The sequence below is a fragment of the Rhizobium favelukesii genome (genome assembly GCF_000577275.2).
Lineage (GTDB): Bacteria > Pseudomonadota > Alphaproteobacteria > Rhizobiales > Rhizobiaceae > Rhizobium > Rhizobium favelukesii.
This window is the reverse complement of sequence record NZ_HG916855.1, coordinates 1,635,261-1,659,109: the sequence shown is the minus strand read 5'-3', so window position 1 is coordinate 1,659,109 and position 23,849 is coordinate 1,635,261. Positions and strand designations below refer to the sequence as shown.

The following is a 23,849-nucleotide window of genomic DNA, read 5'->3' as shown; positions in this document are numbered from 1 at the left end:
TCAAATCTCAATTCTAGGGTACGCCTCAAGGCTCGGCCCTGTCTTAATCTGTAGTTTTGCGAGTGGAAAGCGCTCAGCTATGGCTTCCTGCAATTGGAGAAAAAGCTCGATTGATGCGTCATAGACCCGCACTGAACTCTTGAGCAGGCCAGGGCGCTCAGCAACCTTTGCATCTCGTTCAACTTTACAGCCGAGTTTCTCATCTTCGTAGATCTCTGAAATACGGCTATTTATCGCGTAAACGTGGCTTCGGAGCCTAATGAAATACGGTAGAATCTCGCTGGGTATCCGAACTGTATCCGACATCGCCCTTACCATTTCGGTAGTTCGGTCGCCTTGAAGAGCATAGGCCTTTTTATCGTGCCTAGGCGTCGACGCGGTGTCCAGTCGCTCGCTCACCGTCTGAAGTGCTGCGTGCGCCAACATGTGCGTGGCGCGTGTGAACTCGTTCAAGTCGTTGGCCGCGGCAACTTGCTGACTTTGTTGCTGATCAGCTGCCACGGCAAAGCCGGCCACAATCGCAGCTATTGCGCCAACAGCCTGGACCCAGCCTGACAACTCCGCTTTGTAGTACTATTCGAGCGCACGACCCAAAAGCACTGCAATGACCATAATGCCGATGAAGGCCCCCACGGCAAAGGAATAGGTTTTGAAACAACTTGGTTTAGAAGACATTTGTCCCTCGTTGTAGAGCAGTGTCACAAGGTTAAACGTCACCAGGCTTGCCCGAAGCCGATGAGCTAGGCTCGTCGAATAATTGACACGGCGACGAGAGTTGAGAGAGAAACCAGACCCGCCGACGCCACGAATATTGCCGGCAGCCCAGCAGCATCGCCAACCAGACCTAGTGCTGGGCCGCTGACTGCAAGCGCGACGTCGAGGCACGCCGAGTATAGCCCCATTGCCATTCCGCGGCTTGCAGGCGGAGCGGCTCGTACGACCGCTATGCCGAACCCCGGGAAGACCAGCGAATAGCCGAAGCCGACCAACGCAGCCCCCGCTAGCGCGATCGTCGAATAACTCGCCAAGCCCATGGTCAGCAAGCCAACTGCTTCCACGATCGCGAAAACCAGCGCTGTTATGGGTCCGCCGAGCCGATCGGGGACGTGACCAAGCAGAATCCGACTTGCGACCAACGCCGTGGCGAAACAGGTCACGGCAGCCATCCGTCGGCCCACTGGCGATGAAGGAACAAGAGGCTGGAAAATGCCAAGATACTTCCGTAGCCGAGGCTAGCGAAGGCGGAACCAAGCCCGGGGAGCCAAACCGCCTTGATGACGCTGAGCCTCGATGCGGAGGCCGTCGACCGACCTGGTACGGGTGCAAGGGGTGCCACCAGCAATGCCATTACCAGCGGCAGTAGGATCGTCGCAGCGGCGATCGCCGCAAATCCCTCTAGGGCAAATAGGGCGCTGCCGACGGGCGCTCCCGCGGCCAAGGCTCCGAACATCGCAGTACCGATCCAAGCTATTACTTTCCCGGAGTGCTGAGGACCCACTGTGGCCAGTCCCCACGCCACCGATCCTGTGATGATCAGGCTTTCGCCTGCTCCGAGGACCCCTCGCCCCGCTACAAGGATCGACGCGGACAACGTGGGATTTCCAACCGCCAGCAACGATACAAAGTAGAACGCGCCCGCGATCGCGGCCAGAGCAAGCCCGACGGTCACCGCCTTCTTGGGGCCTTTGCGGTCGGCAAAATCACCAGCCCACAGCCTGGTTATCAGGGAGGAAAAGAACTGGCTGCCGGTAATCAGACCAATGACGAATGTGCCAAATCCGAGGTCTCTGCTCACGTGAATTGGCAGGACAGGCATCCCCATGCCTGCGATTAGAAATCCGACAAAAACAACCGCCATCTTGGGAGCAAGCGTGACGAAGACATTTACGCGAACTCTCAAGGTTCGGCTCCAAACAATCTAGGTGGTTGGTGAGTGAAAGAACCTCCTCGAGGCCAGCGATTAGCCGCCGATGGCGCGAAGCCTTATGACGACATCGACGTTCGCGATTTCGAAGCCGTCTGGAGGCACGGGGATATTGCAGAGGGATATGTTGTCGCTGTCGATGTCGTGGATCTCACCTTTGCCTTCGACGTAGAAGTGGTGATGGTCAGCGGCGTTGGTATCGAACCAGGTGCGTGTACCCTCCACCGCAAGAACCCGGATCAATCCAGCATCAGTGAAATCGTTCAGCGCATTGTAGACTGTGGCTACCGACAGGGTGACGCCACCCGCAACAGCCTCTGCGTGAAGGTCTTCCACAGTCACATGGCGATGTCCGTTCGCGAAAAGAAGCCTATACAGCGCGATCCGCTGTTCAGTCGGCCGCAAACCCGCGTCTCGCAGGTCTTTGGCTATCGATGATCTGCGTTCCATTATTATCTTCCAGAATCCACTCGGGAATCTTTCTAACAGAAATTCCGACCGCGAAACCTGGAACGAGGTGCCTCGACGACGCCCGGTATAACATAAAGCTATAGGTGAAGCCGCGTTTGCTCAGGTTCAGCACCCGCGCCTCATTGCTGCCGCACGTGCCACCCGAAGCGTTGAGTATATCGTCGCCACCATCAATGGGGCCAATATTCACTTATAGGCTGAGATTATATCCTCGATCGCCGCGGGGTTTGCCCAACTACCTAGGTTTCGTATGAAGACATGGATTCTCGTGCCAGCCATCCAGGCTGCACGGGATCGGTTGCAGTGGAGGCTGCACCCGTCTGGGCAAATTGGAGGAGATCAATGAGCCAGAATGAATCCAAGCGGCGGCTTGGTGCCGGTGCGATCGGCAATTTCGGGGAAATCTACGATTTCGCGGTATTCGGATTTTCCGTCCCCATTCTATCGCAGCACTTCTTCCCGAAAAGCGACCCTACTGCAGCCTTGTTGAGCACTTTCGCAGTGTATGCAGTCGCGTTTTTTGCTCGCCCAGTTGGCGGTCTGGTGTTCGGTTACCTAGCTGACCGCATCGGTCGCGTGAAGGTGCTCGCCATCACAATTTGGCTCATGGCGGCGGGCACCGCGGTAATCGGCTTGTTGCCGACATACGCTTCGGTCGGCGTCTTAGCGCCGGCACTCCTGGTCCTTTGCCGACTAGCTCAGGGGTTCGCACTCGGTGGAGAGACGACGGGGAGCACTAGCTACATCCTGGAGTCGGCTCCTGACAACCGCCGTGGATGGTGGGTCGGCATCGTTTGGTTCTTCGCGCATATCCCGAATGCCCTCGTCGCCTTGATGCTGGCCGGTCTTCAGTTCGTGGCGGGCGAGGATATGTATGGTGATTGGCTTTGGCGTATTCCCTTTATCATGGGCGGTCTGATCGGTGTGATCGGCTTCTGGTTGCGCCGTAGCCTGGACGATCCAGAGGAATACAAGGCAGCCCGCCGCGAGAAGAAGGACACGAACACCTTCCGCTCGATGGCCCGTACCGGCGGATACAAGCCGATTCTCTACGTCTTGATGGTTCAACCCGTACAAACCGTGGGGTCCTACCTTCTCCTCGGGTTCATGTATTCATTCCTGGTCAAGGAAGCTCACTTACACCCGACTGATGCCCTGATGACAAATGCGGCAGCGATCTTGGTGCTTTCGGCCATGATTCCAGCTTCAGGCCGCCTGAGCGATCGGATCGGACGCAAGAAGGTTTTCACGCTTGGAGCCCTATGGATTCTCATGGCCGCCTACCCCGCGGTCATGCTGGCTTCGACGGGCAATCTCGCAAACGCGTTCATCGGTCAGTTGCTGCTGGCTATCGGTATTGGGATCTACAACGGTGCAGCCTTTCCAGCGGCAGCCGAGTTTTTCCCGACCTCCTACCGTGCGACTGGCCATGCGATCGCCTACCAGCTGGCTGTCGCCATCTTCGGCGGCACCACGCCATTGATCGCCACCTGGTTGGTCAGCAGCACTGGCTCGGCGCTCGCACCCGGTCTTTACGTGACCGCAATCGCACTCGTCGGGTTGGTGCTAGTGCAGTTCGTTCCTGAAACTAAGGGCATTCGCCTCCGCACTGCTGCTGCATCAGAAGACGAGGCGTCGGGTCTCGTGCCGGCGGCCTCGCGATGACGGTCTAAAGGCGTCCCAGCGGACGCCGCGGCAATTCTCTTGCGGGCGACGATACTGTCGCCCGCAAGACCTTTCACTAACTGGGTGGAAGGTTTGGGTCCATGAAGTGCCGTTCTGAAGTGGCGGAACTGACCGGCTCCGATCGAGATTCGATACCTAGCAATGCGACCGACCCATTGCTCGCCTCGGGACGACTCCCTTGCGATCAGTCGCCGCGCGATCAGTTCGCACTTCTCATCTTCGATTGATGAAAATCTCTCATTATAACAAGCGAAACTCCGGGTCTAATCCGAGCAACCGACGTCCATTACATCTCCTCCCGTTAAACCAAACTGGAGATCGAGATGAGCACCCCAAACGAAACCGTCAATCACGAAGAGCTAGACGAAGGTCGCCGCACCCTGCTGAAGCTGGCCGGTGTTGGAGTCGCAGCGCTCGGCGTCGCATCGGTTGCTGGTGCACCGGTGTTCGCCCAAGGTGAAGCTGAATGGGACAAGGTCTTCCCAAAGAGCGAAAAGGTTGACCACGAGAAGGTTAGCTTCAAGAACCGCTACGGCATCACCTTGTCGGCTGATCTCTATCTCCCCAATAACCGTCCCGACAGCCAACTTGCCGCAATCGTTGTAAGCGGCCCCTTCGGAGCCGTGAAGGAACAGTCTTCAGGCCTGTACGCACAGACTATGGCTGAGCGCGGTTTCGTGACGCTTGCTTTCGACCCCTCTTACACCGGAGAAAGCAGCGGTGAGCCGCGGAACGTTGCCTCTCCTGACATCAACACCGAAGACTTCAGCGCCGCCGTGGACTTCATCGGTCTTCGCCCGGAAGTCGATCGCGAGCGTATCGGCGTGATCGGCGTCTGCGGTTGGGGCGGAATGGCATTGAATGCCGTAGCCATCGACAAGCGCGTCAAGGCCGTGGTGGCCAGCACCATGTACAATATGACCCGCGTGATGTCCAAGGGCTACAACGACAGCGTGACGCTTGAACAGCGCACCAAGGCGCTGGAGCAGCTTAGCCTGCAGCGTTGGGCGGATGCCGAGAAAGGCGCACCTGCTTATCAGCCACCATACAACGTGCTGAAAGGTGGCGAAGCCCAGTTCTTGATCGACTACCATGATTACTACAGCACACCGCGCGGATATCATAAGCGCGCTGTGAACTCGGGCAACGCTTGGACGCAGACCACGCCACTGTCTTTCATGAACATGCCGATCCTGACCTATATCGCGGAGATTTCCCCGCGCCCAGTCCTGTTCATTCATGGTGAGAAGGCCCACTCTCGCTACTTCAGCGAAACTGCCTTTGCCGCTGCCGCCGAGCCCAAGGAACTGATGATCATCCCGGGAGCCAACCACACCGACCTCTACGATCAGGTCGACGTGATCCCGTTTGACAAGCTGCAGTCGTTCTTCGACCAGCATCTCAGCGTCTAACAGTGGGCGAATACGATCAACCTACCGGGTGGGTGTCCACTCTCATCCGGTAGGTGCTGATTGGCCGCGCCGCTTACAGGGGCCGGCTCAGTGACCGTCTGAAAGACATGAGTAAGTCTTGTTCAGATCGACAACTATGGGACCATCGAGATGACGATAGTCCGCCGGCCCGGTATCTTCGCCGGAGAACGGCTGGTGCCACGAGCGATCCTTGCCAACATGGGCGTGACCATACGGGAAATCGCCGAACTGATCGCCGGTTATGTCGCTCACCCAATCGCCCTGCTCAAGCCACACATGGGTATCATCGCCACGCTTGCCCGACATCCGTTGGAACGTCCCGTGGTCCCTCTCCCGGAGAAATCTGGCGAGCAGCAATGACGCGTCGTCGCAGGCACCTCGAGGGAAGTGTTGAAAGCTTACCATGAGCCTAGAACGGTCGGACCGAGCGATCATATCTCGAAAGAGCGCGCAATCAGCATAAAGATCATTCATTCGCAACCTCCATCCCCGGCTGTCGCAATGTATCCCTCAAGAACGGCCACATGCACGTCAGCTGTAGACGGCCGTCCGACAAAGCCTTCTTCGTTCAAGTTAGCACGACGCGATGTCCGCCTTCGGCTGCTCTCTCGATCGCGTCAATAACCCGATGCACTGCGACCGCATCCTCAAAGCTTGGCGCAGTATGAGTGCCTTCGCGCAAATCCTGGGCCATCTTGGCATAGAGGCGTGCGACATTCCCAGGCTCGGCATCCTCCGGCCAACCAGTCCGGTATGATGAGGGAATATCAATCGCATGGAATGCTGTGTCCCCGCCGCGCGCACCCATCAGTGAAAGATGCACCATTTGCACGTGGCCGGACGAGCCAGAGACCCGTATGTCGCCCTCGGTCCCGTGGATTTCCCAAAACAATCCATCGCCGTCCCGCGCCGCGCCGCCGCGGTAATGGATGGAAATGGGTGCGCCGCTGGACAAAACCCCGCTCACCAGCACCTGGTCAGGTGCCAATACAGGGAGCTTTTCACCGGTATCGTTTGCTGTCGCCGTGGGTCTACGTGTCGCTGTTATAGCAGAGACTTCCACGACCTCGCCTAATACATCCCTTAGCGCGGCCAGCGTATGCCCCACTGGGATTGTCAGCATAGTTGCACCATTGGCGCGGTCCAGCAAATATCCGTAGGTCTTCGCGTCAGGAATGGTGCCGCCGCCCAGTGCAGTCCCGCCTCGCGCGACCAAGGTCGTCGACAGCACCTCGCCGACAAAGCCGTCGAGGATCAGATGTCTCAGATACTCGATCTCTGGCGCGAAACGCGCTTGGGTTCCCACCACGCCCAGGACCCCTCTTGCCTTGACAAGCGCAGCCATTTCGCGGGCTTCCGCCAATCCATTGCCGAGCGGCCATTCGCAATAGACATGTTTGCCAGCTTCGATCGCGGCCTTCACGATTTCGAAGTGCGGGGGTACCTTCACCGCGACAGTGACAATGTCGACCTCGGGCGATGTGATCAACTCGGCAACTCCAGCGAAGGCTTTCGACACGCCCATCTCGGCTGCAGCTGCTTGGGCACTGGCCTTGCTGGTATTGGCGATCCCTACGATCTCGAATGAGTCGGCGAGAGTGCGCAATGCGGGAATATGGGCGCGCGCAGCCCAGCTCCTTCCAGGTTGCACGCCAACGATGCCGATCTTGAAGGGTTGTCCGGTCATGATGTTCACTTTCCATGCGATGAAACTTGACGTCCCGGAAAGTACATGGGCGCGTTCCATGCGAAAATTCGGTATGTGTGCCAGCCATCTTGGAGATTTTGCACCGATGATTGACTGGGAAGACGTTCGCCATTTCCTCGCCGTTGCTCAAAGCGGCACGCTGTCTGGCGCTGCCCGCAGCCTCAAGGTGGATCACGCGACTGTAAGCAGACGACTTGCTGCGTTAGAGGCTGAACTTGACGCGAAACTGGTAGATCGCCTGCCGCGCTCCTGTCGTCTCACCAGCTTGGGCAGGCAGGTGTTCGAGCGGGCCATCGAGATGGAGGCTTCAGCCTATGGCATCGTTCGCCTTGCGAAGGCAGATCACGCTCCGCTTGTCGGCCGGATCACGCTGAGCGCGCCGCCAGTGCTCGTAACCCATCTTCTAACCGAACGGTTGACACGGTTCAGGGAGAGCTATCCCGAGATCCGGCTGTCGCTCTCCGCGCAAGCGCAACGGGTTTCACTGAGCCGTCGGGAGGCTGATGTCGCTGTACGGTTCGTGAGGCCGGATGAAACCAGTAGCGTGACACGGAAGATCGGCACAATGGCCTTTGGCCTCTATGCGCACCGTTCCTATGCCCATCTGGCCGCACCCCAACGCTGGGAGTTCATAGGGTGGGACCAAACTTTTGCCGATACGCCGGCCCAATCGTGGCTGCTCGGAATTGCTGGCCGACGCCCAGTCGTTTGCGAACTGACTTACTCAAGCGAACACCTGATCGCGGTGCGGGCCGGAGTGGGCGTAGCAGGTTTGCCTTGTTTTATGGGTGAACGCGATCGTGATCTCGTTCGGATTGACGAGCGTGCACCATACTTCGCACGCGACATATGGCTCGTGGTTCACAGCGACTTGCATAAAACTCCTGCGGTCCGGGCAGTTATGGACTTCGTGGTGGACGTCGTCTCCGAATGTCCGAGCCTGGCTATCCAATAGGATTCCATTACGAGCGAACAAAGAGGCCGGTAAATGAACTGCAAGCGACAACGATCGGTCGTATGATGGCCGTGTCGGTACTAACCCTGTCCCATGATCGATGGGAGCCAGGGATGTCTCAAAAGCCCACTTCTCCTGGAAGGCCCAACCGCGGCGCAGTCCTTGACTATGGCGATGTCGGAGCGCTGACGGACTTCCATTGGATCAATCCCTAAGCGCAGAGCATCAGGAACGACATGAAGAGCTGCGACGCAACACAAACGCAGCTCCTCATTGTTACGTGTCTCTGGGCCCCAAGGTCCAAGAAACCCCTATCTCAAGCCGGAGCGCGCACCGAAGGAAGACGCAGTCGAACTTGGGGACTGGGTGGCGCGCACGATGCTTGGAAATTCGGTTGGGAGGCCGAAAACGCTAGTCGAGAGGGCAGCTTATCGAAGTTCATTCGGGAGCTAATGCAATCTCCCACTAGGTCGCTTGGAGCCTAAGTCTCGCCTTAGTGAATGACGGTCGCGACTTGGTCGTCCGGAGGGATCGGCGCTTTATGGGTTTCCGTCACCGACCAGGCCGTGACGGCAACAGCCATGTACATGAAAGCTCCCTTGAACGGACGGGCCGTCAAGACGCAGTCCCTTGTCGCTTCCAACGAGTTCAGCTTCTTTGTCATGTTGTTCCTTCGTGTCTGAAGGGGGTGATATAGGCGATTAGCGTCCGCTAAAGAACGACGGGAATCGAGTACCTGCTCTGCGGCACACGAATACCCGCCGATCATCACTCTAGCGCTCCGGACTTGGAACCCAACCTCGTGTCAGGCCTTTGCTCATGCATTTCTGTGCGGTGTCGAGCTGATCTCTAAGGTGCTTGCAGTCGTCGATCAGCGTGGCAATGGCTGCCCTCATGTCACCCGAGTGCCAAGCAATCGCTTGTTCAACGGCATCGTACTGAAGGTCTAGCCTTTTCTCGGCGGCTGTCATCGCTTTTTCCCTCGCGGTTTCTGGCTTAGACAGGATCATTCGCAGTCGTCATGGTTCACGCCCAACATTGACGACCCGTTCCGGAATCAAGGGAACCGGCGAATGGTGGCAGAGCCCAGTGATTCCTTCAACCCGAACACTTGAGACTCTGGTTGGGAGTCGAAATCGTCCGATGACCGGTCTGTCGATAGGCGCGCGCAGAAGTTCTGCTGCGGACGACTGCAGCCTGGCTCTGAAAAGCCAACGACTATACACCGTTGAATGGACTCCTTTTCTCAGGATCGCACTCCAGATCATCGGCGGATGCGAACGGGCCGCATCCTATAGGAATAAGGCACATGCGCACTAGACGTGCCGCCTTTGCAATAGCTGTTAAGTACGTAATGCGTCTGCCAAGAACCGTTTGCCGGGTTTCTTTTGTGCTGCTCACTATCGGGGCCTAACGCGGTCGGACGCAGGCTCAGGAATGGTCGAAATTTACTCCCAGTACATCCACGATGACGGTCTTCGCTACGTCGTGTTACCGAAGGGAGACGAAGTCGAAGGCTGGGGGATTCCGGCGCGGAAAAAATAAAATCCCCAAGACGTTGGATCACGCCGAGGTCATCTAAGCAGGCCACGGCGAGGCGATAGGCATTTACAGATCCGTCACCCAGCGACTAATACCAACATGCATTGATCAAAACCGATGCGCCCACTCGCGCAGTCCAATGGACATTATCTTCCAGGGTTGCGCGACGAGTTTGTTCCAGGCGGCACAGCAGTGAGCGACGATGTCCTCGTAGTCTGTGAAGATGCGGTTCGACAGCCAGTTGTCCCTCATAAACTGCCAGACGTTTTCGACAGGGTTCAATTCAGGCGAACGCGGCGGCAAGAACAGCAATGTGATGTTGTCAGGGACGCTGAGCTTCGGCGTGACGTGCCATCCGGCTTGATCGAGGATGAGGACCGCGTGAGCGCCGTCATCGACTGCCTGGCTGATTTCCAGCAGATGTTGATTCATGGCGTCGGTATCGCAATAGGGCAATACGAGGCCCGCGCCCTTACCTTTCTTGGGGCAGATGGCACCGAAGATGTACGCCCACATCGTCCGTTGATCCAGCGGCGCTGAAGGTCGGGTGCCACGGCGAGCCCATCGGCGGGTGATCTTGTTTTTCTGACCTATGCGCGCCTCGTCGGCCCACCAGAGTTCGATCTCGGTATTCTTCGGGAGGCTGCTTCTGATGGCTGCCAATGCGGCAGGGAACTCTTTTTAAAAGCGTCCACTTCGGGTTCATTCTGGGCGTAGTGGCGCGGCCGGGCAGACAGCTTGGCAAAGCCGAGAGCCTTCAATTCGCGACCAACCGTGGTCTCGTCCATCGAGATCCGGAATTCCTGGAAGATCCATTGGACCAGATCCTTGCGCCGCCACCGAACGACACCGTGGATAGCCGGGATCGGACCACGCTCTACAATCTTGGCCAAGGCCTGGCGCTGATCATCATTCAGCTTGGGCCGATTGCCGGGAGCCTTGCCGTTGAGGAGCCCGGCCGACCCGTGCTCATTGAAACGAACGACCCAGTCGCGAACAATCTGCAAGGTCACGCCCCCGATCCGGGCCGCATCTGTACGCGAGCCGCCGTCATAAATTTCCGCCAACGCCAGAAGCCGCCGCGCTTGAGCGGCATCCTTGGTCCCTTTCGCGAACTGCCGCAGAGCAGGACCATCAAAATCATCGCGCAATGCAATCGCCGAACCCATTGCAAACCTCCCGTTTGCCCCATGGATTCAGATTTTCACCGATTCGGGAATCCCAAGTGAGTCGCACTCTGCGCTCGCTGGTATAACTGACTACCGGATGTGGCTCCGTGTGCGGCCCGAGGGGATTTCGAATATCAAGATCGAAACAAGCGACGGCACAATCGAGCATAAGAACATTTTCACGCTCTATGAGTCTGGTGATCTAGTGTCGCGGGCACATGCTCAAGAGTAATCACCAAGCGCAAGGACAAATCGCCTCCGGAGGAACTCCGAGCGATCGTCCTCGTTGAGCTGGCCCTCGCATGAGTTTTCCTTGTCTCGTCATATCCGAATGTTGACTCGGCCACAAAAGAGAACATAATAGGAACATCCAAAACTTTTGAGGAGGACGACGGCCATGCCACACATGCCGATCGAACAACTGCGTGGGGAAGACATCACGGGCACTTACTGGACACCACCCACAGAAGCTACGATGGCCGAAATCCATCCGCTCCTGATGGCAACCATGATCATGATGCCCAACTACCAGGGCTGGAGCCTCTATTCGGCCAACGTCTACGACATGGCTTCCGGGGGGCCGCTCGGCTATTTCGACATTGCGGTCGACCCCGCCACAAAAAGAGCCTGTGGCTACTTCAATGCCGTCGGTTCCAGCATCGTGATGCGCAAACCGGTCTGGTTCCAATGCGCCGGAGACGCGAGCGACGTCGTGCAGGCCTTCTATGACGTCGTTCGAGAAGCGGGCCATGTCGATTAAGCCCGCAAAGCAAATGGATGTCGCCTTTGAGGTTGAAGCCGCCCTCGCCTTCCACGACGAAGATGCCAAGGCGACCATCGCGACACTGCTCGGTGACATCAAGCATTTGCGCATGCAACTGGCATTGGCCGAGGCAGCAATGAGCCACGGAATGACGCGGGGATGGACGCCCACGTTTGATCGGGAGGTTGAACGTGCTGGACAGGACTAGCCCATCTTTCACGATTCGCGGCCGATTTGGCCGATTTTCGGGTGTTGCAAGGGCAAAAAGCCGAATCGAATCAATGGCCGGTTTGCGCGATCGGCGTGTAGTGTAGACCTACTATCTTTCCGCGTTACGGCGACGCAGATAGAATCACGCGCATCATGTTTTTGCGCGAGAATCGACGCTTCAAAGACGGCAAGCAACACCGCTACTGGAACATCGTCGAGAACCGGCGATGTGCCGGCGGCAAGGTGGTGCAGCGACAGGTGCTTTATCTTGGCGAGATCAATGACGGTCAACTCGCTGACTGGAGCCGCGCGATCGAAGCTTTTGATGAGGATACCCAGCGTTACAGACAGCTTTCGTTATTTCCCGCCGACAAGACGCTTCCACAAGGCGCGGCAGGCTATGGCGTGCAAGTGCGGCTCGATGCGATGCAGTTGCATCGGCCGCGGCAATGGGGCGCTTGTTGGCTGGCAAGTCATCTCTATGAGGAGTTGCAGCTCGATGCGTTCTGGTCGCCTCGTCTGCCCGCCTCCCGGAAGGGAAGAGACTGGCAGAAGATCCTGCAAACGCTGGTGTGTTATCGCCTGATCGATCCGGGCAGTGAGTGGCGGCTGCATCGGCAATGGTTCGAAGAGAGCGCCATGGCCGATCTGTTGGGGGCGGATTTTGCGCTGGCAGCGAAGAACGGTCTCTATGGTTGCCTGGACAAGATCCTGCCTCACAAGCAAGACCTGTTTTCTCACTTGCGGCAACGCTGGCAGGATCTGTTTGGCGCGCGATTTGACGTGTTGCTCTATGATCTGACCAGCACCTACTTTGAATCACCTCCGCCGGAGGAGGAGACCGATAAGCGCCGCTATGGCTATAGCCGCGACAAGCGCAGCGATTGTGTTCAGGTCGTCATCGCACTTGTGGTTACGCCGGACGGCTTTCCGCTTGCTTATGAAGTGCTCCCCGGCAACACAGCCGATAGCACGACATTGCGCAGCTTCTTGCAGAAGATCGAAGCGCAATATGGCAAGGCCGAACGCATCTGGGTGATGGATCGCGGCATTCCCACCGAGGAAGTCCTGGCCGAGATGCGCCAGGCCGATCCGCCGGTCTATTATCTGGTCGGCACGCCCAAGGGACGGCTCTCCAAGCTGGAGAAAGCGTTGCTCGATAAGCCCTGGAAGAGCGTGCGCCAGGGCGTCGACGTCAAGCTCCTGCCGCAAGAGCAAGAGACCTATGTCTTTGCCCAGAGCCATGCACGCATCCACAAAGAACGCGCCATGCGACAGCGTAAACTGCGATGGCTGTGGACGCGCCTGACGCAAATTGCCGGCATGACGCTGACGCGCAAGGAGCTGTTGATGAAGCTCGGAGCCGCGCGTTCAAAGGCGCCTGCGGCATGGCGGCTGCTTGATATTGATATTCCCGACAGCGGCACGGTGTTCACATTCAAGCTCAACCGCAACAAGCTGCGCGCTGTGCGCCGGCGCGAAGGACGCTATTTGCTGCGCACCAATCTCAATGGCCGCGATCCCGCCGATCTGTGGCAGTTTTATATCCAACTCACCGAGATTGAAGCCGCCTTCAAAAACCTCAAGGACGATCTGCAATTGCGGCCGATCTATCATCAGCACGAGCCTCGTATCGAGGCGCACATCTTCGTGGCTTTCATGGCATATTGCCTGCAGGTCACGCTACGAGCCCGCCTGAAGCCACTCGCGCCCGGTCTCACGCCGCGTGCCGTGCTCGATAAGATGGCCGCCATTCAGATGCTCGACGTGCATTTTCCGACAACAGACCGCCGAACACTGGTGCTCACCCGCTACACCGAACCCAATGCCGACCAGAAGCTCTTGCTGAGGCAGCTCAAACTCGAATTGCCGCCTCAGCCGCCGCCACGCATTACGACTGCAACGCTCCCAGCCCGCCACCCAGCCCCGCCTCTGTAGTGGAGACTTTCAGGGGGCGACAATTGATTTCATTCACTTTTTTTCGCGAACCGTGAAAGATGGGCTAGCCGGACAGCAAAGCCGAATTTCGAGACCGCCTTTCGTAAATGGTGGCAGGCTCAGGGACCGAACTTCGAGAACAGGGTCAACATCAGCCTCGCAAAGAAGCTCTTCCGAGCGGGCTATGCTTCGGGGCGCAGAGCGGACACCGACCGATACATCTTCGCCGTCGGTCGTTTCCGCATAACGGTTTGGGCAGATGGTCTGCTGGAAGCGAAACGGAAAGCGACAGCCGAGGCTGATCTTAGAGCCGCCAAACGCGGGTGGAAAAGACCCAAGACGGGTTGGGTCCTCAAGGAGGTATTATGAACGACATCGATCGGCCGACACTGCAGCGTGCTCCCACACTCGTCGGCCGGAAATGCCATTGCGGGGACTGGGCTGGCTTCGGTTTTGTCAAGGGAGAACGCGACGACTGGTGGTGTTGGAAGCACTATCCATACAAGACGTCGGCTCGCTTGGGGGCTGCCCTGGAAGCCGCCGCGCTCGCACAATCCTTCGCTGCAAAAGTCGCATAACCGCTAAGAATACGAAACGTTTCGCACGCCCATCAGCGCACAAGCGTCCGTAAACAGCTTCGCGTTTTCGCCAGGAGCAGCTTCGACTTCGAAACCGCCATCCCACGTCAGTCCCGCGCGTGCGAGAACCCGTTGAATATCCAGGTCAGGCGCTGGCGGTTCGTCCTCCGGCAGAAGAAATCGCTGGACACGAAGTCCATCGATATAGGCTTCGTGGCAATAACGGCCGAGTTCCTCTCGCGCCTCCAGAAGCCGAAGCATCGCCTTAGGGCTGCCTTGGACTTCGCTAACCTGGAGGATACTCTGAAGGTTCTCGTCGATCTGGTCGACCAACTGGAAATACCAGGCCTTGAGATCGGATAGGCGCGAAAGCTCGATTTGGTCACCGCAGTTCTCGAGCACATATCTCCAGTCCGTGCACTCGATGGCCTGTTGGATCTCCGCTACTGGCAAGCCTTCACTGAGATGGCGATTTGCGGCTTCCGCAAAAGCTTCGTCGTCATCACGACGCGCTTGAACGCGGAAAGCGGCGACCCGAGACAGATCAAAGGACTGGTGCATCGACGCCTCCCTCGGAGATTACAGCCATCTGCTTTCTTGCTTTGTGTTCCGCTTGGGCGGCGCGAAGACGAGCTTCGTGCTCCTCGGACCAGATTTCATGGACTGTATCACCACCGTTCCATTGGAAACCCTGCTCCCTGAGGCAGTCGTCGATAGCTGTTTCGAGTGGCGGAGACAGTTCGCCAGCGCGCAAATGCCGATTGATCCTAATGCCGGCCAACTGGGTATTTTCCGCGATGCGGGCGACGGCAGTGCGCACCCTTACCTGCTCAAACTCCGCAGCGCGGCTAGGATCGTCCATGTCCTGCACACGTAGGCGTGCGGCTGCAGTTTTGAGGCCGCTGAGCGCCTGCGTCCACTCGGTCAAAAGCTCGTCTACGTTGGCGATCGACACGCCGCGCCCGGAATTAGTCAGCACAAACCTCCACACGAAATCGGCAGTTGCCGCCCTCAGCTCGGCCACCGGGCATCCGTCGGCGATAAGCAACTGAATTCCCTTGATGTCCTGTCGATCCAGCAGCTCTTTCAGCAGCTTGACCCGATCTTCGTTTGCCATTTTATCTCCACTTCTGACTAAAAGTGTTCCGGCAATCCGAGAGACCGTCAATACGAAAAACGGGGACTCGCGCTTCATCCCGATGAGGTGTGTCGATTAAGCCCCGGTCTCAAGAGAGCTTAGGGTGACAGGCCCGCGAGGCATCAGACTTCTACAACGAGGCCGGGTTCAAATTGGGTTTGCTCTCTTGGATACCCTCTTGGGTTCGAGACAATTCTTGTGCTCCCGACATAGTAATCATTGCGATGATGGACGTGGCCATGCACCCAAAGAGCGGGTCGGGTCTCCAGGATAAGTTCTTCCAAATCCGAAGCGTAGCACGCCGACAACGGATCATGTCGAAACTCGGCGGCTACCGATCGGGGCGACGGCGCGTGATGGGTGACGAAGACGGCACTTCGGGCCGGCCGCTCGCGAAGTTCCGAGGCTATGAACTCTCTCGTCTCGACATGCTTTTTGTAAGAGTCGATGGGTCTGAATTTGGCGTACGGATTCTTTGAAAGCCTGATCTTGTTGTAGTCGTTCATGTCGTGCGCGGTGTATGACATCGCGACCTGGGGATTGTAGCCGAATAGTCGAAAATCCGACCACAGCGTGCCTCCTATAAACGACACGCCATCGATCTCAGCGACGGCGTTTTCGAGGAAGTGAACGCCCGAGTGGCCTTCAGCCATTTCAGCCTCCTTCAAGCTCTCTCGGAGTGCATCGCCATAGAATTCGTGATTACCCGCCGCGAAAACTACCGGGAGTTTTCCGGCGAGCTGCTTTGTTAGCCACCGTAAGCTGGGCACAATGCCCTTCGTCAGAACGTCACCGGCACAGACCACAACGTCTGCATCAGCTGGAGGTTCGAAATCGAACGGTTCGCCGAATTCTAAATGAAGGTCGGATATTACCCAGATTTTCATGGACGAGACCACCGGATGGGATGGAGGAATGGAGGTGAAAATGACCTGCCGCTATCAACACGGCGTCGGTAGACTTTTTGAATTGCGGGGGTGAGCAGGGTACGACCGATGAGGCACGTGACCTACCCTCCGTCCGCCCAAGCACCAATCATCGATCGCTGCGCCAGGAACGGCAGCTTGGATTTTGTCGACATTCTCGAGGTCGTCTGCGAGGCGTCGAAGCATGGTCACAAGGGTCGCACGGGGCGTGCCAAAGTACTTACTAGCCTCTGATTCGTCGCGTATCACAATCGGTGTCCACTTTTGATGCCCTAATCGACACTGCTGACGGAGCCAAGGCCAGTGCTGTGATTTACAGTCTGATGCTGACACGCCGCGCCTGTGGCGTCGACCCTCTGATCTGGCTGCGCCACGTACTCACCGAGTTGCCACAGCGCGAAGAGAATGCCGACATCGGCGACCTGCTCCCGTTCAACTTCTCCAAGACCTCCACGACCGAATAGAGCCGGATACCGCGACCGATGCTATCCGCCGTTCGGTGTGGAACAGGCGTCAATACGCATCGAAAATCGCGCTTACTCGCGTCCAGCCAAATAATCTCCGGGCGACCGATTGATTGGATTCGTCCAACCAAACCGTCGCCCTTTGAGATCCGAGGTCCTTCCGAGGACGGCAGCTCTTTCGACGTGCATCGCCGCCGTCCCTGCCATCCAGGCTAGCGCAGGCCGAGCATCTGCTTGTCGGCGCCGTATCGCGTTAGTTTCGCCGGAGAAGCCCGCAATCATCTATATGTTCGAGGATGCGATGGGCATTCAGCGCAAGGTCGAGATCACGCTCGCTGCCCATGGCCAGTATCTCGATGTTCGTGGGCAAAGAGGTGCCAATCGCCGTAACGCAGTGATCGCTATTTCGGCGGCCCTATTCGGTGCATCGCAGACCCCGAACTGATCGTCAGAGGCCGGCAAGATAGTGAGCCATGGCAGCGATGTCGTCGGCCGAAAAATTGCGCACCAAGGCCGTCATGCGGGGCATGTTCGGGCGCTTGTTATCGTGAAAGTCGGAGAGGGTTTTGATCAGGTAATCCAGCTTCTGATTTGCGACGCGCGGGGTTTTGGCGAATCCGACGAAACCCTCCCGGTGGCACGAGGTGCACTTCTTCTCGACGTCGAGCGCTTGGAAGCGGGTAATGCTCGCTGCGTCGGCCGGCTCGCGGTAGGCGGGCCAGGGCAGTGCGGAGAAGTAAGCCGCAAGCGCCTTCATGTCGTCGCCGGAAAGATTCTTCGCGATCGGGCCCATGAGGTCGCTGGTGCGCTCTCCATTGCGATATTCCTGCAAAACTATCAGCAAATTGGACTCGTGCTGGCCGGCGATGATCGGCACCTTCTTAACAATCGGCAGACCATTCGCACCGTGACACATCTGGCAAAGCTTGACCTTGTGGGAGATCGCCGGCGGCGGTGGCGCAGCATTGTTCTGCGCTCCAGCCGGCAGCGGACCGAGGGCCACGAGAGCGGCGATGACGAACGGAGCGAGCGCGTTGCTGCAGGGCATTCGAGGCCTCCAGATCGGGGCTTAAGCTGAAGTGTGAAGCTGATCTTATGATCCTATCAGGAGATGCAACCATTGGCGAGCAAACGCCCGTCGCCTCCATCCGACTATGGCTGGGGCGTTGGGGTTCTCGTTTCGAAGGACGGCGACTTCCTGCATCTGGACTGGTGCCTGATCGACGAAGTCTGGGAACACGACCCTGAGCTTGAGGCTCCCCTGGCGACCAGCAACTTGTTCGGCACCGTCCGGGAGAAGAAGATAGATGGGTACTATTTCGTCAATGGCTAGGCAAAAGCCGTCGGTATCCATCTGAATTTCAGTTCGAACATTGCGATCGGCCGACCGGATTTTCAGAGCAAGTGATGCGATCACAAGCGCCATCCGCCCGCTGGTCTGCGTCACCTGTCAATCGACCTTGACAAGCCCGTCCATGTCGAGACGCTATCGGGCTCGCAACGTCGTAGAAAAACGAGGATAGGATGAGGTTCAGCAGACCGGCAGTCGCAGGCGTGGTTGGCGTGGCAGCGTGTGTGTTTGGCGCGTGCCTTGCGGCATCGCCTGCGCTCACGCAGGAAGTCGAGCCGCCCGCTCCATGGGTTAAGCTAACCGGTTCGCATGCCGGAGCGGTCGGAACATGCTCAATGGTTGATGCGACCGACATCGAGGCTTGTTACATGGTCCGGTGCGATGCCAAGAACGGTCTCATCTTCGAGATTGGCGATGCCACTGTTGGTGAGATGGGCCTGCGATCGGCGCGCTTCGAGATTGGGAGGTACAAAGAGACGATCCGTCTCGACGGGAACAGTCCCGATCGGCGAACGATTGTTCTTTCAAAGCATCCGAAGCTGCTAGCCGCCCTTACATCTGGCGCTGATTTCGCCACTATGTACGCCGTCGAGGCCGATGTGGTGGAATACAGCACCGGCTTTGAACTTACGGGGGCGCGAGACCAGATATCTCACCTGGCAAGTGGCTGCCCAACCAAGCCGTGACGACGGGCAAGGGTCCTGACCGACCATGACGCCCGATGTTAGCGCTGTTTGCCTCGCACCTTAACCATGCGCGTATTGCCGTTTCGAATAATACCGCTGTGACAGAGATGGCAAAAATGCGCCAATTGCAGTCATTGCGCCCCGATGGACCGCCCCTATAATCGTTCCACTGCGAGAGGCTGCTGATTTGAAGCTGGTACGGGTATCGAGCCAATCTGAATGGGAGGCGTATCATCAGATTCGACGGCATGTGCTGTTCGATCTGCGCGGATTGTCTGGATACGACGATCACCATCCTGACGACAGAGAGCCGGAGCATCTTCCGCTGATTTTTGTCGATGGCAATGAGTGCGTCGGTGCCGTCCGTCTTGATCTCACTGGGAACGGGAATGGGGTGGTTCGCGCGGTTGCAATCGTTGCGGAGCGCCAGCGGCAAGGTATCGGCCGAGCCATGATGAACGGCGTCGAGAGACTAGCCATGGCTCACGAGGCAGTGAGACTAGAAGCCCACGCAGCGCCCGACGCAGTGGGTTTCTATTACAAAATTGGCTGGGAAATTGTCGATGCACACCGGCCTAATCCTCTTATGGCAAAGCTTTTGAAATGACCGCTTATGGGCCGGCAGCGGACTTCAGCCGTGTGTTCGCTCCGGGTACTTCCACGGCATTAGCTCGTCGATCCAGCTCTGCTTATGGCCATTGACGAGGCGGGTGAGCGTGGCGGACAGGTACGCAAACGGATCGACGGCATTGAGCTTGCAGGTTTCTATCAGCGAGGCAATGGTCGCCCAGTTCTCGGCCCCGGCGTCGTGACCGGCGAAGAGAGCGCTCCGCCTGGCGTCGCCTTTACCTATGCCCCCAGTCGAAGCGGCCAGCATGCCGAGCGGATATTACAAGGGTTCACGGGTGTCCTTCAGGTGGACGGCCATACCGGATATAATCGGCTGATCACACCGGATCGTGTCTGTCCCGACGTCCGACTAGCCTATTGTTGGGCGCATGCTCGGCGCAAGCTAACGGTTCGGCACCGATTGCCTAGAAGGCATGAAGCGGATCGGCGAACTGACGCAGCCAACATGAGCGGAATGAAGTCGCAGATGGGGCCATACGCCACGTCAGCCCGCTACGACGCTGATCATGATGCCATCGTTGTGGTGCTTAACAACGGTTCTTTCCTCGGTTTTCCCGTCGAGAAACTGCAAGGGTTGCAAGGTGCTAACGCTTCGCAATTGAACAACGTCGTTGTCGAGGCCAAGGGCCTTGGGCTTCACTGGCCGGATATCGATGCCGATCTCTGTGTTCCAGCTCTGATGGACGGAATATTGGGCTCCAGAAAGTGGATGGCGGCGCAATTGGGGTCTGCTGGTGGGAAGGCAAAGTCCGGCGCGAAGGCCACTTCATCGAGACTCAATGGCTTAAAGGGCGGTCGTCCCAAGAAGAATGCAGCCGCGTAGTCGCTCCTCAAGGCCACCTTTTCAGGCGGCCCAGCAGGTAGGCAATTTTTCGCTGGTGGCAGTTTACCATGGCGTCAGGACACCGTGCCCAGTGGAAGGGCGTTCTGAAAGTTGGAGAGGCCAGCCGCGGGAGTGGCCCTCTGCACGGCTGCCTCTACCTCTGAACGCATCACCTTCAACACTGTCAACAAAGCGACGGGCAACCGGGGAATCGCATTTTCGTCGACAGAGAGACCGAAGACCCGGTTCCGAAAGAAGAGCAGACAGAGAGGGGTTCGAGATCGACGTCGGTCGTTACATCATGATTGATCCGGAAGAGATCGCGGCTGCGATTCCCCAAAACAACAAGACGCTCGAGATTGAGGCCCGCCCTGAGATAGACGACGTCTATTTTGACACGCCTTACTACTTGACCCCGAGCGGATCGGACGCGTTCACACTTCTCCGGGACGGAATGAAGAAAGCGAAGGTCGGCGCCATTCGGCGGCCATCCTGCCCCTGGCAAATGAGAAAGAACGTCTTCCCATCCGTGACATCGCCGTGAACGCCGCTGACGGGATACTCAATGTCGCTAGATCGATACCGAACACATTAGGCGAGTCTAAGGTTCAACCTCTGCAAACACACTACGAATCGATTGGACTGAGCATGAGAGCCTCGGAGTACAAGGCTGCGGTTGCCGTCACAGGTTTGAGTACCGCAGATATTGAAAAGCTATTCGAAATCGATCAGGCAACGCATCAGGCGTTGGCCTCCGGCGATCTGGAGGTTCCCCCAGCCGTTGCGCTCGGCCTGTTGCTCATGTTGGTGACGAATACCAACGTCAAAAGCGCTCGCATTCTCGTGGCAGCCAATCCTCCATACAGGCCGAAAGCTGCCTAGCCGCGCCCTGAACGGAGAAGAAGTCTTCGGCTCCCCTAGCATCATGTCGCGATCGTCCTGTAGGAAATCAGCTCGCGGCCGCTAGGCTACGCCGTATTCATTGGCCCGGAGAGGACCTATACTGTGACCGCCCTCACCGCCCTTAGCGGTTCGACCATCGCATTCGACCTTGACGGAACCCTAGTTGAGTCAGCCCCTGACCTGATCCGGGCAGTGAATGTAATCCTCGTCGCAGAGGGCTTCCAACCCTTGGCCTACAATCAGGGTCGGCCCTTCATCAGCCGTGGTGCCCGTTGGTTGCTACAATGGGGCCTTGAGATTGCCGGCGAGCAAGACCCAGCCGCCCGCGCCGCTCACAGCGGCCAAGCCGAACGCCGCTCACCTAATCGAAGCTGTGAAGGCAATAGGCGGCGATCTGGCCCACACTATTATGGTTGGTGATGCGGACACCGACGCCGAGGCGCGTGCCGCTGGTACACCGCTAATCCTGGTTTTCTTCGGCTACACCGAAATTCCGGCTGTCGAACTCGCGCCCGACATCTTGCTGCGTCATTTCGATGACTTGGTGGACGCATGCGCCACCCTTCTCAATGGAAGCATAGCCGCCATTGGGGTGGGTGAGCGAGTTGCAATTAGCCATCCTCACCTCACAAGATAGCGCCTCTCAGTCGTTTCTTGATGAATTTGGAAGCCATGTCGCAGGTAGAAATCCAGCGCGGGATTAGTGGTCAGGACGCTCAAGCGAAGCGGAACTGCAAGAGTCGCAGCATCCGCTATGACACCCCACAGGACTGTCGAACCAATTCCTCGCCGCTGAGATTTCGGCTCGATAAACAGTTCGTCGAGCCATAGGTGATCACTATGCTTCTCAACGGTGACGCATCCGACATCATGACCGCCATCGATGATGATCTGGCAGCAGTCAATGGAATCCCGCACGCTCAAACCCGATGGCCACGAGCCCCAGAGCGCAACAGCGTATTCACGCATACAAGCCTCTTCGAGCCATACGAGAAAAGGCTTGTCAGCTTCGGTGGCCGGGCGCTTTGAAATCATCGACGTGACCTGCGGGTTCGCAAAAAATTCGATTTTAGCGAGGGGCACAATGGTCCCCTGATGGAAAAACATCGTCCATCGTCGGCACCCATTGCAACCTTCAAGAAGCTCGTCGCCCGTCGACCCAAGCGGTCATTGGACGTCCACCAGCGCTATGATGGCGGTCATTGGTCATTGCCTCAACTCCGCTCGTTAAGAGTTGCGACGTCAAGTCTAGATGGCGATCCAACCTAAGCTGTCGCACAAATCGGCTTCTCGAACTGAGAGAAGAGCGACCCATCAGTGATATGGCGGCAAACTGTTTCCGGATCGGCAACGTCAAAGGCGGTATCGACCTGCTCAGCCCGAATGACGGGGAATTCATAGGTCGCAAACCGATAATTTCGGCGGTTGTCTGCTGCATGGCCGAGACGGCGTCCGCGACGTGTAGGCCCTCCGTGTCACCGAACGATGACTTATGCACCCCGACCGAACCCGGCTCGGCGAGACGACTTGCGCCTCCCAGGAATGCGAGCGAGCATGCCGAAGCGCACTCAGCTTGCCTGACCTGGACCGTGGACAAGTCGAGGGATCGTACGCTTGTTGCCCTCATTGTTGGAAAGGGGCGGCTGGAGCCGCCCGTCCGTCACTGGACGACCTGGATGACCTTCCGGGAGGAAGGTTCGACGATCACACGCTGTTCGTTGACAATTGCGTACGCATACTTCGGTTCATAGGGAACTGGCGTCACGACCACGGTCGTCGGTAGCGGCTGTCCGACGACAATCTTTTCCTTCACCACGACGCGTTCGCTCGGAGTTGGAACCTGCTGAACATAGGTCACCACCTTTGGCGGCGGCGGCTCAAGGAGGCTGCCTGCAACGCCGCCGACGATGCCTCCGACAGCAGCACCAGCAGGGCCACCGACGATAGCACCGGTTGCCGCACCACCTGCTGCACCTGTTACGGTCGACGACTGCGCAAAGGCAGAGGTTGATGCCAGCAGGATACTTGCCGCGATTCCTATTGATTTGATATTCATTGGTTTTCCTCCATTTTGGCGCGGTTTGTCCGCTGCAGACAAACCGTCTGATGGAGCGACTGTTCCCAAGGCAGGACTTTAGTCCGGGGGCCGCAGGACCTTAGTCCTATCCCCCGCAACCAAGGTAGACTATTGGGTCGGAAAACGGCTCAACATCCGGTCCTGGACGTTCTCGAAGCCGACGATCATCGCGGCAATAGAGATCGCCTTGTCACGGTCAGCGGCGTTCGTGATATAGCCCTCGAGTAGGACGACCGGGCCAAGCATATGGATCGTAATGGCATTGCTATCGATGTCTGGGTCAGCTGAGAGCGCGGATTGGATCGTCGCGATGGTCGATGCAGAACTGTGGCCTTGCGAACAGCACTGTTCGTGGCTGAAGTTGTCAGAACCGAACTTCATAGTTTCACTCCTCCCGTTCCGCCCTCCTCGGAACATCGTGGTTTCCATACTTCTAATATGAATAGCGCCCCAGAAGCTGCCAGTCAGACTTAG

At 57.6% G+C, this 23,849-nt stretch carries 26 protein-coding genes and 6 pseudogenes; 18 read left to right on the top strand and 14 right to left on the bottom strand.

The annotated features are described in order from the left end of the window. From LPU83_RS71420 to irrA, 3 genes and pseudogenes are all read right to left on the bottom strand, one after another. Complete coding sequence (locus LPU83_RS71420) at window positions 1-558, bottom strand: hypothetical protein (RefSeq protein ID WP_024318291.1); 558 nt, start codon at window positions 556-558, stop codon at window positions 1-3. A gap of 182 nt (window positions 559-740) precedes the next feature. Beyond that, a pseudogene (locus LPU83_RS76045) lies at window positions 741-1,900 on the bottom strand (arabinose transporter). 60 nt (window positions 1,901-1,960) lie between these two features. Further along, entirely contained in the window at window positions 1,961-2,374 is a 414-nt protein-coding gene (irrA, locus tag LPU83_RS71410) for an iron response transcriptional regulator IrrA (protein ID WP_024318293.1), read from the bottom strand. 363 nt (window positions 2,375-2,737) lie between these two features. On the opposite strand from irrA, the gene LPU83_RS71405 reads away from it, so the two are divergent. The 3 genes from LPU83_RS71405 to LPU83_RS71395 all read left to right on the top strand — a co-directional run bounded on the left by LPU83_RS71405 (window position 2,738) and on the right by LPU83_RS71395 (window position 5,874). Further along, a complete protein-coding gene (locus tag LPU83_RS71405) occupies window positions 2,738-4,060 on the top strand; it encodes an MFS transporter (protein WP_024318294.1) in 1,323 nt (440 codons plus the stop codon). 344 nt (window positions 4,061-4,404) lie between these two features. After that, complete coding sequence (locus tag LPU83_RS71400) at window positions 4,405-5,493, top strand: alpha/beta hydrolase (protein ID WP_024318295.1); 1,089 nt, start codon at window positions 4,405-4,407, stop codon at window positions 5,491-5,493. Between the two features lie 150 nt (window positions 5,494-5,643). Next, window positions 5,644-5,874 (top strand): hypothetical protein, encoded by a 231-nt coding sequence (locus tag LPU83_RS71395; RefSeq protein WP_141652612.1) that lies wholly within the window; start codon window positions 5,644-5,646, stop codon window positions 5,872-5,874. A 208-nt stretch (window positions 5,875-6,082) separates the two neighbouring features. On the opposite strand, the gene LPU83_RS71390 is transcribed toward LPU83_RS71395, so the two are convergent. Continuing rightward, entirely contained in the window at window positions 6,083-7,201 is a 1,119-nt protein-coding gene (locus tag LPU83_RS71390) for a Gfo/Idh/MocA family protein (RefSeq protein ID WP_024318297.1), read from the bottom strand. On the opposite strand from LPU83_RS71390, the gene LPU83_RS71385 reads away from it, so the two are divergent. Continuing rightward, on the top strand, window positions 7,200-8,177 hold the full coding sequence (locus LPU83_RS71385) for a LysR family transcriptional regulator (RefSeq protein WP_225040073.1): 978 nt from the start codon (window positions 7,200-7,202) through the stop codon (window positions 8,175-8,177). The genes LPU83_RS71390 and LPU83_RS71385 overlap by 2 nt on opposite strands. Before the next feature lie 493 nt (window positions 8,178-8,670). Here the strand turns inward: LPU83_RS71385 and LPU83_RS71380 are convergent, their stop codons facing one another. After that, window positions 8,671-8,841 carry a hypothetical protein gene (locus LPU83_RS71380; RefSeq protein ID WP_157997411.1) on the bottom strand — a complete coding sequence of 57 codons (171 nt, stop codon included), beginning with the start codon at window positions 8,839-8,841 and terminating at the stop codon, window positions 8,671-8,673. Between the two features lie 986 nt (window positions 8,842-9,827). Then, window positions 9,828-10,888, bottom strand: a protein-coding gene (locus LPU83_RS71375) for an IS630 family transposase (protein ID WP_112334090.1) whose coding sequence is annotated in 2 segments (ribosomal slippage) — window positions 9,828-10,396 and window positions 10,396-10,888 — 1,062 coding nt in all. Because the reading frame shifts where the segments join, the coding sequence is not laid out codon by codon here. A 397-nt stretch (window positions 10,889-11,285) separates the two neighbouring features. On the opposite strand from LPU83_RS71375, the gene LPU83_RS71370 reads away from it, so the two are divergent. The 4 genes from LPU83_RS71370 to LPU83_RS71355 all read left to right on the top strand — a co-directional run bounded on the left by LPU83_RS71370 (window position 11,286) and on the right by LPU83_RS71355 (window position 14,377). Beyond that, complete coding sequence (locus LPU83_RS71370; protein ID WP_225040075.1) at window positions 11,286-11,648, top strand: hypothetical protein; 363 nt, start codon at window positions 11,286-11,288, stop codon at window positions 11,646-11,648. Continuing rightward, window positions 11,638-11,859, top strand: a complete 222-nt coding sequence (locus tag LPU83_RS71365) for a hypothetical protein (RefSeq protein WP_197901961.1) — start codon at window positions 11,638-11,640, stop codon at window positions 11,857-11,859. The genes LPU83_RS71370 and LPU83_RS71365 overlap by 11 nt, the downstream gene beginning before the upstream one ends. Window positions 11,860-12,014: 155 nt before the next feature. Further along, window positions 12,015-13,799 carry an IS1634 family transposase gene (locus tag LPU83_RS71360; protein ID WP_024317650.1) on the top strand — a complete coding sequence of 595 codons (1,785 nt, stop codon included), beginning with the start codon at window positions 12,015-12,017 and terminating at the stop codon, window positions 13,797-13,799. A 365-nt stretch (window positions 13,800-14,164) separates the two neighbouring features. Next, a complete protein-coding gene (locus tag LPU83_RS71355) occupies window positions 14,165-14,377 on the top strand; it encodes a hypothetical protein (protein ID WP_024317649.1) in 213 nt (70 codons plus the stop codon). Between the two features lie 3 nt (window positions 14,378-14,380). On the opposite strand, the gene LPU83_RS71350 is transcribed toward LPU83_RS71355, so the two are convergent. The 3 genes from LPU83_RS71350 to LPU83_RS71340 form a co-directional block, all read right to left on the bottom strand. Next, window positions 14,381-14,938, bottom strand: coding sequence for a hypothetical protein (locus LPU83_RS71350; protein ID WP_024317648.1), 558 nt, complete (start codon window positions 14,936-14,938; stop codon window positions 14,381-14,383). Then, window positions 14,922-15,494, bottom strand: a complete 573-nt coding sequence (locus tag LPU83_RS71345; protein ID WP_024317647.1) for a hypothetical protein — start codon at window positions 15,492-15,494, stop codon at window positions 14,922-14,924. The genes LPU83_RS71350 and LPU83_RS71345 overlap by 17 nt, the downstream gene beginning before the upstream one ends. Before the next feature lie 143 nt (window positions 15,495-15,637). Next, the gene (locus LPU83_RS71340; protein WP_024317646.1) at window positions 15,638-16,402 is read right to left on the bottom strand and encodes a metallophosphoesterase; all 765 of its coding nucleotides are present in this window, start codon (window positions 16,400-16,402) and stop codon (window positions 15,638-15,640) included. A gap of 317 nt (window positions 16,403-16,719) precedes the next feature. Between LPU83_RS71340 and LPU83_RS71335 the strand changes: the two are divergent. Further along, window positions 16,720-16,905, top strand: a pseudogene (locus LPU83_RS71335) (transposase domain-containing protein); the annotation flags it as partial. A 301-nt stretch (window positions 16,906-17,206) separates the two neighbouring features. Further along, the gene (locus LPU83_RS71330; protein ID WP_157997410.1) at window positions 17,207-17,350 is read left to right on the top strand and encodes a hypothetical protein; all 144 of its coding nucleotides are present in this window, start codon (window positions 17,207-17,209) and stop codon (window positions 17,348-17,350) included. A 3-nt stretch (window positions 17,351-17,353) separates the two neighbouring features. On the opposite strand, the gene LPU83_RS71325 is transcribed toward LPU83_RS71330, so the two are convergent. Further along, on the bottom strand, window positions 17,354-17,953 hold the full coding sequence (locus tag LPU83_RS71325) for a c-type cytochrome (RefSeq protein WP_024317644.1): 600 nt from the start codon (window positions 17,951-17,953) through the stop codon (window positions 17,354-17,356). Window positions 17,954-18,025: 72 nt separating this feature from the next. On the opposite strand from LPU83_RS71325, the gene LPU83_RS71320 reads away from it, so the two are divergent. The 3 genes from LPU83_RS71320 (at window position 18,026) to LPU83_RS71310 (ending at window position 19,549) form a co-directional block, all read left to right on the top strand. Further along, window positions 18,026-18,238, top strand: a complete 213-nt coding sequence (locus tag LPU83_RS71320; RefSeq protein ID WP_024317643.1) for a hypothetical protein — start codon at window positions 18,026-18,028, stop codon at window positions 18,236-18,238. Between the two features lie 353 nt (window positions 18,239-18,591). Next, entirely contained in the window at window positions 18,592-18,942 is a 351-nt protein-coding gene (locus LPU83_RS71315) for a hypothetical protein (RefSeq protein WP_231052104.1), read from the top strand. Between the two features lie 187 nt (window positions 18,943-19,129). Then, complete coding sequence (locus LPU83_RS71310) at window positions 19,130-19,549, top strand: GNAT family N-acetyltransferase (RefSeq protein ID WP_024317641.1); 420 nt, start codon at window positions 19,130-19,132, stop codon at window positions 19,547-19,549. Between the two features lie 24 nt (window positions 19,550-19,573). Here LPU83_RS71310 and LPU83_RS71305 read toward each other — a convergent pair. Beyond that, window positions 19,574-19,777 (bottom strand): annotated as a pseudogene (locus tag LPU83_RS71305) (transposase domain-containing protein); the annotation flags it as partial. On the opposite strand from LPU83_RS71305, the pseudogene LPU83_RS71300 reads away from it, so the two are divergent. The 5 genes and pseudogenes from LPU83_RS71300 to LPU83_RS71285 all read left to right on the top strand — a co-directional run. Continuing rightward, window positions 19,769-20,006 (top strand): annotated as a pseudogene (locus LPU83_RS71300) (IS66 family transposase); the annotation flags it as partial. The pseudogenes LPU83_RS71305 and LPU83_RS71300 overlap by 9 nt on opposite strands. A gap of 11 nt (window positions 20,007-20,017) precedes the next feature. Next, window positions 20,018-20,395, top strand: coding sequence for a DUF2442 domain-containing protein (locus LPU83_RS71295; RefSeq protein ID WP_051166733.1), 378 nt, complete (start codon window positions 20,018-20,020; stop codon window positions 20,393-20,395). 68 nt (window positions 20,396-20,463) lie between these two features. Next, a pseudogene (locus LPU83_RS74995) lies at window positions 20,464-20,882 on the top strand (Ku protein); the annotation flags it as partial. 161 nt (window positions 20,883-21,043) lie between these two features. Then, entirely contained in the window at window positions 21,044-21,277 is a 234-nt protein-coding gene (locus LPU83_RS71290) for a hypothetical protein (protein ID WP_024317637.1), read from the top strand. 123 nt (window positions 21,278-21,400) lie between these two features. Next, window positions 21,401-21,935 (top strand): annotated as a pseudogene (locus LPU83_RS71285) (HAD hydrolase-like protein). On the opposite strand, the gene LPU83_RS71280 reads toward LPU83_RS71285, so the two are convergent. From LPU83_RS71280 to LPU83_RS71270, 3 genes are all read right to left on the bottom strand, one after another. Continuing rightward, window positions 21,920-22,405, bottom strand: a complete 486-nt coding sequence (locus LPU83_RS71280; RefSeq protein WP_024317635.1) for a GNAT family N-acetyltransferase — start codon at window positions 22,403-22,405, stop codon at window positions 21,920-21,922. The pseudogene LPU83_RS71285 and the gene LPU83_RS71280 sit on opposite strands and share 16 nt — an antisense overlap. 553 nt (window positions 22,406-22,958) lie before the next feature. Continuing rightward, window positions 22,959-23,354 (bottom strand): DUF1236 domain-containing protein, encoded by a 396-nt coding sequence (locus tag LPU83_RS71275; RefSeq protein ID WP_024317634.1) that lies wholly within the window; start codon window positions 23,352-23,354, stop codon window positions 22,959-22,961. Window positions 23,355-23,483: 129 nt separating this feature from the next. Continuing rightward, window positions 23,484-23,756, bottom strand: a complete 273-nt coding sequence (locus LPU83_RS71270; protein ID WP_024317633.1) for a BON domain-containing protein — start codon at window positions 23,754-23,756, stop codon at window positions 23,484-23,486. Window positions 23,757-23,849 lie beyond the last annotated feature (93 nt).